Origin of the sequence: Paenibacillus sp. MER TA 81-3, assembly GCF_023713585.1 — a bacterium.
Taxonomy (GTDB): Bacteria; Bacillota; Bacilli; order Paenibacillales; family Paenibacillaceae; genus Paenibacillus_B; species Paenibacillus_B profundus.
Map to the genome: position 1 here is coordinate 309,601 of NZ_JAMAWB010000001.1, position 15,556 is coordinate 325,156.

Sequence of the window (15,556 nt, forward strand, 5' to 3'; positions counted from 1 at the left end):
TTTGTGCGCGAGGAGGACTGAGATGGAACCGTGGATGTACATTTTGCTGCTCGGAGCAGCAATCGTAGTTGTCGGAATGCTGCGGCCGAAGGTTGTGCCAGAGGGCAATTCAACCGAACTGCGCCGCAATATGGAGGAAACGCTCGAGCATTACATGAGGGAGTTGGAAGTGGAAAATGAGAAGCTCATTACAGTAATCGAACGTATGAAGAAAGAGAGTGATTTGCGCGATGATGCGTTGAGAAGAAGAATGGACAAGCTGGAGCACAATTGGAGCAGCTTCGAAGAACGACTTGCATCCGCGAATGAAGATGTGAAGGATGAGAGCGGCAAGCAGGAACAGAAGGCACCGCCAGAACCCCCTTCGATACCGCAAGCGATCGTAGAGGAAGTATTATTTGAGACGAGTGAAGTGGACGACTTCGTAGAGACATTCCTGGATGACTTGCCTGAGGCGCCGGCCGCCGTGCCGCTGCGCGCCCGATACCCGGAGCTGTTCGCCTTGTTGGAACAGGGTTACTCGGAAGAAGAGGCAGCACAGCAGTTAGCGATGCCGAGAGGTGAAGCGCAATTAATTATTAAGCTGGAGCAGCAGGAGGTTCGCCGTGTTTAAAGATCGTCGTTTTTTAATCGGACTTGGAGCGGGAATTATTATAGGCGGACTGCTGCTTCAAATGATATTCATCGGGCAAAAATATGCGGTGCCCGTGTCGGAGCAGGAGCTGCGTGAGGCGGCGGAACGGGCTGGACTAGAGCTGGCGCCCCGGAATAACCAGGTGAACGAAAGCACTGACCAAGGACAACCGAAGCCAGTGAATAAGGATAATAAGTGAGTTGTTTTTGCTGGCGTTGATCCGGTCCAACTTCTCTTGCTAAAGAGATAGCGGGGATGGAGGTCTGGCTGGACTGCATTGGATTATTTCCGATGAACGGCACGTATACTTGTCTTTATGCAGGCATCATTTGAGCTTATACAGTGGTTTGACACCTATTCGTACCAAGTTGCTTATTAACAGCTTAAACCATTGTATAAATCAGACTGTCGAGAAAGTCATCAGGACTTTTCGGCACTAGACAATATCCAATCACCATTCGCTTCATTGGAAAATATACAGTCATTTGTCGAGTATTGAGCGCAAGCTCGCCATTCCACTGGAAATCGTCCAGTCAAAACCGGGACACCCCTTGTACGCCACCGTTTAAGCCAGATTCTGTTGGATCTTTTCCAGTGGTTCTCCAAATAATCGCTCTCAAACCGTGAAAACATTGGATAGAATCCAATCTCCTCCGTAACACGACTCGGCAAAATGACTGACAACCTCTCTCCTGTTAACGAATTTCAGATATAGAATGGAGGATCCATGGGGGCTATGTTGCTGTATAACGTCCGTATCTGAATCAGTAGGAGAGTGGAACGAAGGGTGAAAAATTTGGCTAATCATTGTTGGCTGGACCAATATTGATGATTATCCTATTGGTTAGCCCGACAAAACGGTTGCAACTCGCATGGCGTTATGGTATATTAATTGACGGTGTTAAGAACACACGCCGATTAATTTCTACAAGGGTGCTTTCTGTCGCGACAAGTGCGGAAAGTCTTGGGGAAAGATGATATCGGCGGCGGATAAATAACCATATTGGGAGGTGTAGTGAAGATGGCAGTTATCTCCATGAAACAGCTGTTGGAAGCTGGGGTACACTTCGGTCACCAGACTCGTCGTTGGAACCCTAAGATGGACAAATATATCTTCACAGAACGTAACGGTATTTACATCATTGACTTGCAAAAGACAGTGAAAAAAGTTGAGGAAGCTTACAATTTTGTAAAATCCCTCGCAGGAGACAACGGAACAGTATTGTTCGTTGGTACGAAGAAACAAGCTCAAGATTCCGTTAAGGAAGAAGCAGAGCGTTGTGGAATGTACTACATCAACCAACGTTGGTTGGGTGGTACGTTGACTAACTTCCAAACGATTCAAAAGCGTATTGATCGCTTGAAGTTGCTTGAATCGATGGAAGAAGACGGGACATTCGAAGTATTGCCTAAGAAAGAAGTCATCTTGCTCCGCAAAGAGAAAGATCGTCTTGAAAAATTTTTGGGCGGTATTAAAAATATGAGGGGCCTGCCTAGCGCATTGTTCGTCATCGATCCTCGCAAAGAGCGTATTGCAGTTGCAGAAGCTCGCAAATTGGGTATCCCAATCGTTGGTATCGTTGATACGAACTGTGACCCGGATGAAATCGATCATGTTATCCCTGGTAACGACGATGCTATCCGTGCAGTGAAATTGTTGACTTCCAAGATGGCTGATGCAATCGTTGAAGCTCATCAAGGCGAAGAAACAACAGCTTAAGTTTGAAATTATAATTGGATGAACAAAGGGTGGTTGGCAGGTGGTTCACCTCTCACCGCCCTTTTTTTAAGGCGTATACACTATCCGGCAGCATGCCTCCGGTGATACATACGAGAGGCGGCCAAATTATTAATGGAGGGAACACGACATGGCAGTAAGTGCAAGTGCAGTAAAAGAATTGCGCGAAAAAACAGGCGCAGGGATGCTTGATTGCAAAAAAGCATTGGATGCAACGAACGGTGATTTGGAAAAAGCGATTGAACTTCTTCGCGAGAAAGGTCTGGCAGCCGCAGCAAGTAAAGCAGGGCGCGTAGCAACAGAAGGCGTTGTTGAGTCCTACATCCACGCTGGCGGACGAATCGGCGTATTGGTTGAAATCAACTGTGAAACCGACTTCGTTGCAAAAACAGATCAATTTAAAGATTTTGCACGCGATATCGCAATGCAAATTGCAGCAGCTTCTCCAAAGTACGTTCGTCGTGACGAAGTCCCTCAAGACGAAATCGAAAAAGAGAAGGAAATTTTGAAAGCTCAAGCTTTGAACGAAGGCAAGCCTGAGAAGATCGTTGAAAAAATGGTTGAAGGCCGCATCAGTAAATACTATGAAGAGTTCTGCTTGTTGGAGCAGTCCTTCATTAAAGATCCGGACAAAACAATCGAAACATTGGTGAATGAAAAAATCGCCACAATCGGTGAAAACATCTCGATCCGTCGCTTTGTTCGTTACGAGCTGGGCGAAGGCTTGGAGAAAAAAGTGGATAATTTTGTTGAAGAAGTCATGGCCCAAGCAAATATGAACTAACCTTTCATTACAGGTTCTCATAGGGATACGCGGCTGATACGTAATCAACAGACGCGCTAAAAAGTTGGAACACATTGTGTTCCTTCTTTTTTAGCGGCCGTTAGGAAAAGTGGAGGGTAAACATTGAAACAACCGGTTTATAAACGCATCGTATTAAAAGTAAGCGGGGAATCATTATCAGGTCAAGCCGGCTACGGCATCGAATCTGGAGTTATTAATTCTATTGCCGAACAAGTCCAAGAGGTCGTAGAGCTTGGTGTTGAAGTCGCGATTGTGTGTGGTGGCGGCAACATCTGGCGCGGTATCGCAGGCAGCGAAAAAGGCATCGACCGCGGTACAGCCGATTATATGGGGATGCTTGCAACCGTAATGAACTCACTTGCATTACAAGATGCGCTCGAACAAATCGGCGTGCCGACACGCGTGCAAACTTCGATTGCGATGCAGCAAATCGCTGAACCTTATATTCGCCGCCGCGCTATCCGTCATTTGGAGAAGGGACGCGTCGTCATCTTCGCGGCTGGAACAGGGAATCCGTTCTTCTCGACGGACACGACGGCAGCACTGCGCGCTGCAGAAATCGAAGCCGATGTCATCTTGATGGCAAAAAATAAAGTCGACGGGGTTTACTCTGCCGACCCATTCAAGGACGAAACTGCAGAGAAATTCGAACAACTGACTTACATGGAAGTGTTAAACCGCAACCTGGGAGTTATGGATTCTACCGCATCTTCGCTTTGTATGGATAACAACATTCCGCTTATCGTTTTTGCCATTACGGAACAAGGCAATATTAAACGCGTCGTACTCGGCGAGAAGATTGGAACCATAGTAAAAGGGAGTGTAAACTAGTGCCACAAGCAGTGAAAAAGAACGCAGAAGAACGTATGGAAAAAGCTATTTCCGCCTTGAAACGCGAACTTGCTACCCTGCGTGCAGGACGCGCTACACCTGCTTTGCTTGATCGTGTGCAAGTTGAATACTACGGTGCGATGACTCCAGTGAATCAGTTGGCTAATATCAGCACGCCTGATTCTCGAACGCTAATCATTCAGCCGTGGGACAAATCGTCCATGTCTGAAATTGAGAGAGCGATTATGAAATCAGATCTCGGCTTGACGCCAGCAAATGACGGCACAATTATTCGCCTGTCCATTCCGCCATTGACGGAAGAACGCCGTTCGGACCTTGTTAAGCAAACAAAAAAATACGGTGAAGAAGCAAAGGTTGCCATTCGTAATGTTCGACGTGATGCGAACGATGATATTAAGAAATTGGAAAAAACGACGATTTCCGAAGATGAATCTCGTCGTCATCAGGAAGACATTCAGAAGTCGACAGACAAATATATTGCCGAAGTCGATAAAGTATTGGCGATAAAAGAAAAAGAAATTATGGAAGTGTAACATACGGGAACGAGATTAGCGATTTGTTCTTCATGCCCCTCCGCACGGTGGGGTTTATTGTCTTTTTTTCATCACGGGTTGGAGGAGACCGAATGATTAAGCGAGTCCAAGCGTGGTTGCAGCAAAGGGGAAGCAGCAAACCGCCGGAACTGATGCCCGAAAATATTCCGCACCACGTGGCGATTATTATGGACGGCAACGGGCGTTGGGCGAAGAACCGTGGATTGCCGCGTGTTGCAGGCCATCATACAGGAATGAAAGCTGTGAAACGTGTCACCATCGCCGCAAACGACATCGGCATCAGGGTGTTGACAATGTATGCATTTTCCACTGAAAACTGGAAGCGCCCGAAAGATGAAGTTGATTTTCTTATGAAGCTTCCTCAGGAATTTTTATCTATTGAGCTGAATGAGCTGATTGAGAAAAATGTCCAAGTTCGTATGATGGGGTACCGCGATCGCTTGCCGCAGCATACAGTTCAGGCGCTTGAAGAAGCAATTGAAAAAACGAAACACAATACAGGGCTCGTCCTGAATTTTGCGATGAACTACGGCGGCCAGCGTGAACTGATAGAAGGCTTTCGCGACATTACGCGAAAGATTGAGGAAGGAACGCTTCATGTCGATGATATTGATGAAGACACGATTCATAATCATTTGCTGTCACACAATTTACCGGATCCGGATTTGCTCATACGGACTAGCGGGGAAATGCGGTTAAGTAACTTTATGTTATGGCAGCTTGCTTACAGTGAATTGTGGTTCACCGATGTGTATTGGCCTGAGTTTACGGAACGGCATCTCATGGAGGCGGTTCTGGAATATCAACGCCGTTCTCGCAGATACGGTGGATTACACTAAGTTGGAGGAACAGTCTCTATGAAACAGCGAATCGTTACGGGACTAATAGCCGGCTCGTTATTCGGTGTATTGTGCGTCATCGGCGGTATGCCTTATGAATTGCTGCTCCTCGCGTTAGCCTTTGTGGGGTACTATGAGTTTGCCCGTATGCATCATGTGAAGCGATTCGATGCAACGTCCATCGCCGGCTATGTAACTTTAGCCCTAATCGCGATTCCTTGGGCGCAATGGTCTCTACCGTGGTCGATGTCGATGGAGACGGTCGTGTGGTTAAGCATGTTCGTAATGCTGTGTATGACGGTCATCACCAAAAATAAAGTGTCGATTGAGATCGTATCCCAACTGTGGCTTGGCGCATTTTACATTGGAATTGGTTTTAAGTATATGATGTTGACACGTACGTCCATGGGAGATGAAGGTCTGTTTTGGACTTTGATGCTGTTTTCTTCCATTTGGGCGTCGGATATTGGCGCTTATTTCGTTGGACGGGCTGTCGGCAAGCATAAGCTATGGCCTGCAATCAGTCCGAACAAGACGGTTGAAGGAGCGATAGGAGGCGTCATGACCTCCATCATCATCGCCTTTATGTTCCATTTCATTCGACCGGATCTCGTAAGCTTGACATTAGCTCTTGGCTTAGGAATCTCGGCAGCAGTCATCGGACAAATCGGAGATTTAATACAGTCCGCCTATAAACGGGTTCGCGGAGTAAAAGATTCCGGAACATTACTTCCAGGTCACGGTGGTGTGCTGGATCGGTGTGACAGTTGGCTTATCGTATTTCCTTTCGTCCATCTGATCGGACTTTTAACGTTGTAAATTGAACTTCAGTTCTGAAGTTATTACCAAATAGATATAAATAAAAAAGAGGTGGAAGGATGAAACGGATTGCCGTATTAGGCTCGACAGGTTCCATCGGCACGCAAACGTTGGAGGTTGTGAGACATCATCCAGAACATTTCAAGATTGAGGCAATGGCAGCAGGACGTAATGCTGCATTAGTTTTAGAACAAGTGCACGAGTTCCGGCCACGGAAAGTATCTGTTCAGGATAAAGAGGTTGCAGACCGCATCCGCCATCAGCTTCCGGCCGGTGTCGAATTGTTTTATGGTGCGGAAGGCTTGATCGAAGTTGCGGCGAATCATGAGGCAGATATGGTTATAACAGCTGTGGTAGGCAGTGTAGGGCTGCAATCGACGCTGGCGGCCATCGAAGCACGCAAGACGATAGGGCTCGCTAATAAAGAGACACTAGTGACAGCGGGACATCTAGTGACAGCACGCGCCAAGGAGAATGGCGTTATGCTGATGCCTATCGACAGCGAGCACTCCGCTATATTCCAATGTCTGAACGGGGAAGCGGCTGAAGCGATTCGTTCCATTACGCTCACAGGATCCGGAGGAAGCTTTCGCGATAAGAAGCGGGAAGAACTGGAACATGTGACGATAGAGCAAGCGTTGAAGCATCCCAATTGGTCCATGGGCGCCAAAATAACGATTGATTCGGCGACAATGGCCAATAAAGGACTTGAAATTATCGAAGCCCATTGGCTGTTTGATATGCCGTATGAACGCATTAATGTACTTATACATCCAGAAAGCATTATCCATTCCTTCGTGGAGTATCAGGATGGCAGCATTATCGCGCAAATGGGTGTGCCAGATATGCGCGTGCCCATTCAATATGCGCTTACTTATCCGCAACGGATCCATAACCAAGCTCCTTCGTTGAATTTGGCGCAAGTGGCCAAGCTGCATTTCCGTGAAATGGACTATGATCGTTATCCGATGGTTCGTTATGCTTGTGAATGCGGCATAGCAGGGGGGACGGCGACGACCGTATTTAACGCAGCCAATGAAGTTGCGGTTGCCCGTTTTCTGCAAGGAGCGATTGGGTTCTTGGACATTGAACGAATTGTATATCAGATGATTTCGAAGCATGATGTCATCCCTGTCCCATCCCTGGAGGAAATACAAGAGGCGGATGGACTTGCGAGAGCGGAAGCCGCAGCGATTTTATAGCACCAATTGGTTTTAGCGGATTCTCTTGTGCGGAATCGGAGAATAATGATAATCTATATAGATAAACGGCGACCCGAAATCGTGAAGGAGGATGCAACGCAGTGCAGATGGTGCAAATAGTATTTTTAACGATACTCGTCTTTTTCGTCATCGTGACGATCCACGAGTGGGGACACTTCTTTTTTGCGAAACGCGCAGGCATTCTCGTGCGAGAGTTTGCAATCGGGTTTGGTCCGAAAATATTCTCCTATACTCGAGAGGAGACGCGTTTTACGCTACGGCTGCTTCCGGTCGGCGGATATGTGCGCATGGCGGGGGAAGATCCCGAGATTGTAGAAATACAGCCTGGGCAGACCATTGCTGTTCGTATTGCGGATAACCAAGTGACGAAGATGTATCTCGATCAATTGGACATGCGTAAACAAGTCATCCGTGGCGAAGTGAGCAAGATTGATTTGGAGCGCGAATTGAAAGTGACTATGGACGTTGACGGTGAAACGCTCACTTACGATATACATCCGCAAGCGATGATGGTCGTGAAAGGCGATGAAACCCAAATCGCTCCATACAACCGCCAATTCGGCAGCAAGACAGTCGGACAGCGCGCAATGTCTATTTTCGCTGGACCGCTGATGAATTTCATCCTTGCCTTCATCTTGTTCGGCGCATACATTCAATTCGCAGGGATACCGGTAGACAATCCGACCTTTGTAAAAATCGGTGATGTAACAGCAGATCTGCCCGCTGCTCAAGCACAATTGCAAAAAGGTGACATCATTGAAAAGGTCAATGACATGGTTGTTGGCGGAGATCGTGAGAAAATGATCGAGCTCATTTCGAAGTCTGAAGGGAAGCCGATGGACTTCGTCATCCGACGGGGTGATGAAGTCATCAAGGTAACACTTACCCCGCAAAAAGTGGAAGGTCAGGAAGGCGGAAAAGTTGGAATTGTGCCTATGCTGCCGACTCGAACGGCTTCGTTCGGAGAGACGATCAAGTTCGCTGGCGTCACGATGGTCGATACGACAGAACGCATCTTTGAAGGCTTCCGCATGCTTATATTCGGTCAGTTCAGTCTGGATGATCTTGGTGGACCAGTAAGAACATTTGAAGTAACCGGACAATTTGCCAAGCAGGGAATCGCGCAATTGACTTTCTGGACAGCGATTCTTAGTTTGTATTTGGGGATTTTTAACCTATTGCCTATACCTGCTTTAGACGGGAGTCGCCTTGTCTTCCTGGGTATCGAAGGAGTTCGCGGCAAGCCGGTTGATCCGAATCGGGAGAGTATGGTTCATTTCGTAGGATTCGCCATGCTGATGTTGTTGATGCTGGCTGTCACCTACAACGATATACTTCGTTTAGTTAAAGGGTAATAGAAACGGAGATTTGATCAAAGAATGCCCTTTTAATGAAGCATTTATATGACACAGCTGTACGGAATAAATGATGATGCGGATTGTGTCTTCGGGAGGATTTTAACCGTTATGTCGAAAGAAAAACAATTTGTTACGGAAATTACACCTCAGCAAGAGGATTTCTCGCGCTGGTACATTGACGTCATCAAGAAGGCGGAATTAATGGATTATTCGCCGGTTCGCGGCTGTATCGTCTTCCGCCCGGACGGCTATGAAATTTGGGAGCATATTCGCGAAGAGTTGGACCGCCGTTTCAAAGAGACGGGTCACCGCAACGCCTATTTCCCATTGTTCATTCCAGAGAGCTTCTTCCAAAAAGAGAAGGAGCACGTGGAAGGCTTCAATCCGGAGCTGCCATGGGTAACGGAAGCCGGCGGTGAAGTGCTTGAGGAGAAGCTGGCGATACGTCCGACATCAGAGACGATGATTGGTCATATGTATTCGAAATGGATCCAATCATACCGTGACTTGCCGGTACTGATTAATCAATGGGCGAACGTCGTTCGTTGGGAGAAGCGCACGCTTCCGTTCCTGCGAACGAGCGAATTTTTGTGGCAAGAAGGTCACACTGCACATGAAACGGAAGAGGAAGCACGTCAAGAGACGATGCTTATGCTGAAGACATATCGCGAGTTCGTTGAAGATTATTTGGCCATTCCGGTCATCGAAGGCCAGAAGACGCCTTCGGAGAAATTTGCGGGTGCTGTCGACACATTCTCTATCGAAGCGATGATGAAGGATGGACGAGCTGTTCAAGCCGGGACATCTCATTATTTAGGAACCAACTTTGCGGTTGCTTTCGATATTAAATTTTTGGGTCGCGAGAACGAGCAGGAATTCGTGCATACGACGTCCTGGGGCGTGAGCACTCGTCTGATCGGGTCCCTTATTATGGTGCATGGAGATGACCGCGGTCTTGCATTGCCGCCGAAGGTGGCTCCAACCCAAGTCATTATGATTCCTATCGGTCCAGCGAAACTTCGCGATCAAGTCGTTGGCCGCGCCAACGAACTGTTCGGTGAATTGAAGCAAGCTGGCGTACGCGTCCGTATGGACGACCGTTCGGACATTAGTCCGGGCTGGAAATTTAATGAATATGAAATGCGCGGTGTGCCGGTGCGTCTCGAGATCGGCCCGCGTGATATGGAGAACGGCGTATGCATATTAGTATCCCGTATCACCGGTGAGAAGCGTGTGGTGGAACAAGCAAACTTGGTGGAAGAAGTGCGCAAAATGCTTGCGGATGTCCATCAGGAAATGTATGATCGCGCCAAGCAATTCCGCGACGAGCATTTCTACACGGTCGATTCGATTGATGAGATGAAAGCGGAGATGGAAGAGAAGCGCGGCTTTACGCTTGCCGGATGGTGCGGTTCAGAAGCGTGTGAGAAGCACGTGAAGGACGAAACCGGTGCAACGAGCCGTAATATTCCATTCGATCCGCAGGAGAAGAAGACAACTTGCTTAGTGTGCGGCGAGGCTGCGAAGCATACGGTTGTGTTCGCTCGTGCGTACTAGATTGCCTTAGATACGTTTTACTGAAATAAGCCTGCTTGCAGACAGGATGAAGGGAAGCTTCCATCACGTGAACATCCAACGGAACACCGGAAGATGACTCGCCTGAGAGAGGCTTCTCTTTCATTTGGGTTTCTCGTCGGCTGTACGCAGTCCTGAGACTGCAGGAAATAGAGGAGGTGGGAGAAACGGCATGTCGGACAAAAGACAACGATTTGAGCTATTAATGAAACAGGCGGATTTACCGGGGGAACTGGTAGACAGTTTTTTTCTGGATGGCCGGATTGAACAGGTGGAGTGCAGCCGTTCCAATCGGGAATGGACGATACACATCGGTAAATCATCAGTTGTCCCAGCGGAGGCCTATCGTTCCTTCTGTCTGAAGGTTCAAGATAAAATGTCTCATATTGCGAAGATTCGCATTATTTTTCACTATGACGAGCAAGTTGCCAGCGGAGATATCGTTGAGGCATATTGGGGGTTGTTCGTTGAATGGGTGAAGCGCGAGGTTGCCTCAGTAAATGGGTGGCTTCATCGAGCCAAGGTTGAAACCGAACAAGATCATGTTAAATTGACATTATCAGAAACGACAACGCTTGAGCTTGCGAAGAAGAAGAAAATTGATGATTATGTAGTCAAATTCTTCGAGACTTATTTCATGCGGACGCTCCGTGTGACGATTCAAGCAGGCAGCTTCGATAGCAGTGCGTATGAAGCGTTCCAGGCGAAGGTCGTACAGGAAGAGCGGCATGCGGTTCAGCAAATTATGGAGAGCGCGGAGCGCGAGGTAGCGGAAGCGGAGGGCGAAGCTCCTGAACGGCTGCAGGTCGGTTATGATATTAAAGATAACCCGACTCCTATTATGGACATCCAGGAAGAGGAGAAGCGGGTGACCGTCCAAGGCGCCGTATTCGGTCTCGAGATGAAGGAGCTGCGCAACGGAAGCACGCTCTTTACGTTCAATTTGACCGATTTCTCGGATTCTATCATGCTCAAAATGTTCGCGAAGACGAAGGAAGACGTGAAGATGCTGAGCCTCATTTCGAACGGGAAATGGCTGAGGGCGCGAGGACGCGTGGAATACGATCGCTTCATGCAGGTGCCCGAGCTTGTCATGATGCCGTCTGATGTGAACGAAGTGACGCCGCCCGCCGAACGCAAGGATACGGCGGAAGAGAAGCGGATTGAGTTCCATTTACATTCGTCAATGAGTGCAATGGATGCAGTCACCTCGATTAGCGACTACATCAAGCAAGCGGCGAAGTGGGGACATCCGGCGATCGCGGTGACGGACCATGGAAATGTGCAGTGCTATCCGGAAGCTGCGAAGGCGGCTAAGAAGCACGGCATCAAGATGATCTATGGCTTGGAAGCGAACGTCGTCAATGATAATTTGGAAGTGGTCATGAACTCAGATTCGCGCAACTTGAAAGAGGCGACATACGTCGTATTTGATATCGAGACGACCGGACTGTCCGTAACCAACAACAAAATCATCGAAATTGCGGGCGTGAAGATCCAGGACGGGGAGGAAATCGACCGTTATACCTCGTTCGTCAATCCACACGAGCGCATTCCATACAACATTCAACAGCTAACGAATATTACGGATGAAATGGTTCAGGATGCGCCTGAGGTCGATAAGGTCTTGCCCGAATTCGCTGATTTTGCAGGCGACGCAATTCTGGTGGCGCATAACGCCCGCTTTGATATGGGCTTCGTACAGAATAACTTGAAAAAGCTTGGATTGCCGGAGCTGACGAATCCGGTGCTGGATACGTTGGAACTGGCGCGGCTATTGCATCCCAGCATGAAAAATCACCGCCTCAATACGCTCGCGGATAAATATAAAGTATCACTTGAGAATCATCACCGCGCGATTGACGATACGATCGCGCTCGCCGGCATATTGAACGGGCTCTTGAACGATGTATATCAGATTCGCGGTATTGAAATGCTGGAACGGTTAAACGATTATGTCGGGCAAAACCTGCAAAATGCCCGGCCTTTCCATTGCAATATTTATGCCATGAATTCGGTAGGGAAGAAAAATCTGTTCAAGCTTATATCGATGTCTCATACCGAGTATTTCAAGCGTGTCGCTTGCATTCCGAAGAGCAAGCTCGTGGAAATGAGAGAGGGATTGCTTGTCATGTCCGGCTGCGAGAAAGGTGAATTTTTCGAGACGGTCTTAAATAAATCGCTGGAAGAAGCAGAACAGATCGCCGAGTTCTATGACGTGCTGGAGATTCAACCGTTGACGATGTACATGCACTTGGTGGAGAAAGGACTGGTGGGATCAACCGCCCAAATCCAAGATGCGCTGCGCAAGGTTATCCAGATAGGAGACAAGCTGAATAAGCTGGTCGTGGCGACTGGCAACGTTCATTATTTGAGTCCGCGCGACAAGTTGTTCCGTGACATTACAATTCACGGCATTACGGGATTCAGTCCGCTTAAGGATCTCCGGAAGCCAGATGCGCATTTCCGCACGACGAACGAAATGCTGCAGGAATTCGAATTTCTCGGCAAAGACCTTGCCTACAAGGTCGTTGTGAAGAACACGAACGAGCTGGCGGAACGGATTGAGGAATTCGAACTATTCCCCGATAAGCTGTTCACGCCGATTATTGACGGTGCCGACGAAGAGATGCGTTCGAAATGCTACGATACAGCGAAGCAGATATATGGGGAACCGATACCGGAAATCGTCGTGAAGCGTCTCGAGAAGGAGCTGGATCCGATTATTAAATACGGATTTTCGGCCAACTATTTAATTTCGGAACGGCTCGTAAAAAAATCGAACGAGGATGGCTATTTGGTTGGCTCGCGGGGTTCGGTCGGCTCCTCTGTCGTTGCGACGTTCCTCGGCATCTCGGAAGTTAACCCGCTTCCGCCGCATTACACTTGCCGCAATTCGGATTGCAAGCATAGCGAATGGTTCACAGACGGCAGCGTGCCGAGCGGCTTTGACTTGCCGGACAAAAATTGTCCGGAGTGTGGACAACCGATGAAAGGCGAAGGCCAAGATATCCCATTCGAAACGTTCCTCGGCTTCAAGGGAGACAAAGTTCCCGATATCGATTTGAACTTCTCCGGAGAATATCAGCCGATTGCCCATAACTATACGAAGGTGCTGTTCGGCGAGAAGAGCGTGTTCCGTGCGGGCACGATCGGAACAGTCGCGGAGAAGACGGCGTATGGGTACACGAAGAAGTATGAGGAGGACTATGGGAAGAAATGGCGTGGAGCCGAATTGAACCGACTGGCGGCTGGGTGCACCGGCGTCAAGCGAAGCACGGGGCAGCACCCGGGCGGTATCGTCGTCGTACCGGATTACATTGAAGTCGAAGACGTTACACCGGTCCAATTCCCTGCGGATGATACGAGCGCGGAGTGGAAGACGACGCACTTCGATTATCACGCGTTCGAAATGAATCTGCTCAAGCTCGATATTCTCGGGCACGATGATCCGACGATGATGCGCATGCTTCAAGATTTGACCGGAGTCGATCCGACGACGATTCCGATGAATGATCCGAAGGTCATGAGCATGTTCAACTCGACTGATTCGCTTGGCGTAAGGCCAGATCAAATACGCTCGCCGGTTGCAACCTTCGGCATTCCGGAAATGGGGACGCGTTTTGTCCGTCAGATGCTTATGGAATCGCAGCCGACTTCGTTTGCTGATTTGCTGCAAATCTCGGGATTGTCGCATGGTACAGGGGTATGGCTCGGTAATGCGCAAGAGTTGATTAAGAATGGTGTCTGTACGATCAAAACGGTTATCGGTTGTCGTGACGAAATTATGCTCTATTTGATTTACAAAGCAGGTATGGATGCGGGGCTTGCCTTTAAAATTACGGAAAGCGTGCGTAAAGGAAAGGGATTGACGCCGGAATGGATCGAGGAGATGAAGCGTTGCAATGTGCCGCAATGGTACATTGACTCCTGTCTCAAAATCCAATACATGTTCCCGAAAGCGCACGCTGCGGCGTATGTCATTTCCGCGGTGCGTACTGCTTATTTCAAGCTGTATCATCCGATTGAATTTTACGCGACGTACTTTACGGTAAGAGCGGAGGATTTCGATATTGAGCTGTGCTGCCAAGGCTACGACGCCATCAATCGGAAGATTGATGAGATCGAAGCGAAAGGGTTCCAAGCAACCACGAAAGAGAAAAGTATGATTGCGATATTGGAAATGGCGGTTGAAATGACAGCACGCGGTTTCTCGTTCAAACCAATTGACTTGTACCGCTCGGATGCGACGAAGTTCTTGGTGGACGGAGAGGCGCTCATTCCACCGTTCTCCGCCGTTCAAGGCATCGGCGAGAACGCGGCACGCAACATTGCGGCATCGCGCGAGGGCGGAGAATATTTGTCCGTGGAAGATTTCCAGATGCGTTCGAAAGCGACGAAGACGATAGTGGAACTGCTCAATCAAATGGGCTGCTTCCGTGGACTGCCGGAAAGCAACCAGTTGTCGCTATTCTAAGTGCAAGCATGAGGAAGCGCCTGCTGGGGCCGCAGGGGCAATGGAATACCCTTGCCATTCCATAGACGGCTATGATATAATTTTTTTGGTAATCATGTGGATAAATCCGTTAACGTAAAGAGTGGGGAAACCCACTCTTTCATATTTGCTAACGGATTCTGACATATACAGTCTATATTCCTTACATTGTAGGAGGTCCTTTGCATTGAGTTCACCGAATATCAAATCGGTAGTGGAGAACATGGTTATGCCGTTTTTGGAAGAGAATGGCATTGAACTTGTCGACGTGGAATATGTGAAGGAAGGCAGCAGCTGGTTCTTACGCGTATTTGTGGACAAGGATGGCGGCATCGATATTGAGGATTGTGGCCGCGTCAGTGAATATTTGAGTCTGAAGTTGGATGAGGAAGATCCGATTTCGGATGCTTATTTCTTAGAGGTATCCTCACCGGGTGCCGAGCGGCCGCTGAAGAAAGCACAAGACTTCGTCAAAGCGGTGGGCAAACACGTGTATGTGACTACATACGAACCGATTGGCGGGCTGAAGGAGTTTGAGGGTCAGCTCGTTTCGTTTGATGAACAGACCGTGGTGGTTCAAGTCGGTAACAAAGAGCACGCGCTTCCTTACGACAAAGTAGCTAGCGCACGACTTGCGATAGTCTTCTAATATGAATGGAATCAA

13 protein-coding genes are annotated in these 15,556 nt (G+C 48.4%); all 13 read left to right on the plus strand.

Translation table 11 applies throughout. The features are described 5' to 3' along the window. Positions 1-22 precede the first annotated feature (22 nt). The 13 genes from M3650_RS01385 to rimP all read left to right on the plus strand — a co-directional run bounded on the left by M3650_RS01385 (position 23) and on the right by rimP (position 15,541). Complete coding sequence (locus M3650_RS01385; protein WP_251571747.1) at positions 23-613, plus strand: hypothetical protein; 591 nt, start codon at positions 23-25, stop codon at positions 611-613. After that, positions 606-833, plus strand: coding sequence for a hypothetical protein (locus M3650_RS01390; RefSeq protein ID WP_251571749.1), 228 nt, complete (start codon positions 606-608; stop codon positions 831-833). Before M3650_RS01385 ends, M3650_RS01390 begins: the two co-directional genes overlap by 8 nt. Positions 834-1,655: 822 nt before the next feature. Next, the gene (gene rpsB, locus M3650_RS01395) at positions 1,656-2,354 is read left to right on the plus strand and encodes a 30S ribosomal protein S2 (protein ID WP_251571751.1); all 699 of its coding nucleotides are present in this window, start codon (positions 1,656-1,658) and stop codon (positions 2,352-2,354) included. A 148-nt stretch (positions 2,355-2,502) separates the two neighbouring features. After that, positions 2,503-3,156, plus strand: a complete 654-nt coding sequence (gene tsf / locus M3650_RS01400; RefSeq protein ID WP_019425017.1) for a translation elongation factor Ts — start codon at positions 2,503-2,505, stop codon at positions 3,154-3,156. A gap of 123 nt (positions 3,157-3,279) precedes the next feature. Further along, entirely contained in the window at positions 3,280-4,008 is a 729-nt protein-coding gene (gene pyrH / locus M3650_RS01405) for a UMP kinase (protein WP_019425018.1), read from the plus strand. Continuing rightward, on the plus strand, positions 4,008-4,562 hold the full coding sequence (frr, locus tag M3650_RS01410; protein ID WP_019425019.1) for a ribosome recycling factor: 555 nt from the start codon (positions 4,008-4,010) through the stop codon (positions 4,560-4,562). Before pyrH ends, frr begins: the two co-directional genes overlap by 1 nt. Before the next feature lie 92 nt (positions 4,563-4,654). Beyond that, positions 4,655-5,422: an undecaprenyl pyrophosphate synthase gene (locus tag M3650_RS01415; protein ID WP_285848220.1), complete on the plus strand. Its 768-nt coding sequence runs from the start codon at positions 4,655-4,657 to the stop codon at positions 5,420-5,422. An 18-nt stretch (positions 5,423-5,440) separates the two neighbouring features. Further along, positions 5,441-6,241, plus strand: a complete 801-nt coding sequence (locus M3650_RS01420) for a phosphatidate cytidylyltransferase (protein WP_019425021.1) — start codon at positions 5,441-5,443, stop codon at positions 6,239-6,241. A gap of 59 nt (positions 6,242-6,300) precedes the next feature. Then, positions 6,301-7,443: a 1-deoxy-D-xylulose-5-phosphate reductoisomerase gene (locus M3650_RS01425; protein WP_251571753.1), complete on the plus strand. Its 1,143-nt coding sequence runs from the start codon at positions 6,301-6,303 to the stop codon at positions 7,441-7,443. Between the two features lie 101 nt (positions 7,444-7,544). After that, positions 7,545-8,819 (plus strand): RIP metalloprotease RseP, encoded by a 1,275-nt coding sequence (rseP, locus tag M3650_RS01430; RefSeq protein ID WP_019425023.1) that lies wholly within the window; start codon positions 7,545-7,547, stop codon positions 8,817-8,819. A gap of 111 nt (positions 8,820-8,930) precedes the next feature. Then, complete coding sequence (proS, locus tag M3650_RS01435; RefSeq protein ID WP_233695453.1) at positions 8,931-10,379, plus strand: proline--tRNA ligase; 1,449 nt, start codon at positions 8,931-8,933, stop codon at positions 10,377-10,379. A 190-nt stretch (positions 10,380-10,569) separates the two neighbouring features. After that, positions 10,570-14,874 (plus strand): PolC-type DNA polymerase III, encoded by a 4,305-nt coding sequence (locus M3650_RS01440; protein ID WP_233695454.1) that lies wholly within the window; start codon positions 10,570-10,572, stop codon positions 14,872-14,874. 205 nt (positions 14,875-15,079) lie between these two features. Continuing rightward, complete coding sequence (rimP, locus tag M3650_RS01445) at positions 15,080-15,541, plus strand: ribosome maturation factor RimP (RefSeq protein ID WP_019425026.1); 462 nt, start codon at positions 15,080-15,082, stop codon at positions 15,539-15,541. Positions 15,542-15,556 lie beyond the last annotated feature (15 nt).

Coding starts and splice junctions, on each gene's coding strand:
- M3650_RS01385 (WP_251571747.1), top strand. CDS start 23: ATGGAACCGTGGATGTACATTTTGCTGCTCGGAGCAGCAATCGTAGTT.
- rpsB (WP_251571751.1), top strand. CDS start 1,656: ATGGCAGTTATCTCCATGAAACAGCTGTTGGAAGCTGGGGTACACTTC.
- tsf (WP_019425017.1), top strand. CDS start 2,503: ATGGCAGTAAGTGCAAGTGCAGTAAAAGAATTGCGCGAAAAAACAGGC.
- M3650_RS01415 (WP_285848220.1), top strand. CDS start 4,655: ATGATTAAGCGAGTCCAAGCGTGGTTGCAGCAAAGGGGAAGCAGCAAA.
- M3650_RS01420 (WP_019425021.1), top strand. CDS start 5,441: ATGAAACAGCGAATCGTTACGGGACTAATAGCCGGCTCGTTATTCGGT.
- M3650_RS01425 (WP_251571753.1), top strand. CDS start 6,301: ATGAAACGGATTGCCGTATTAGGCTCGACAGGTTCCATCGGCACGCAA.
- proS (WP_233695453.1), top strand. CDS start 8,931: ATGTCGAAAGAAAAACAATTTGTTACGGAAATTACACCTCAGCAAGAG.
- M3650_RS01440 (WP_233695454.1), top strand. CDS start 10,570: ATGTCGGACAAAAGACAACGATTTGAGCTATTAATGAAACAGGCGGAT.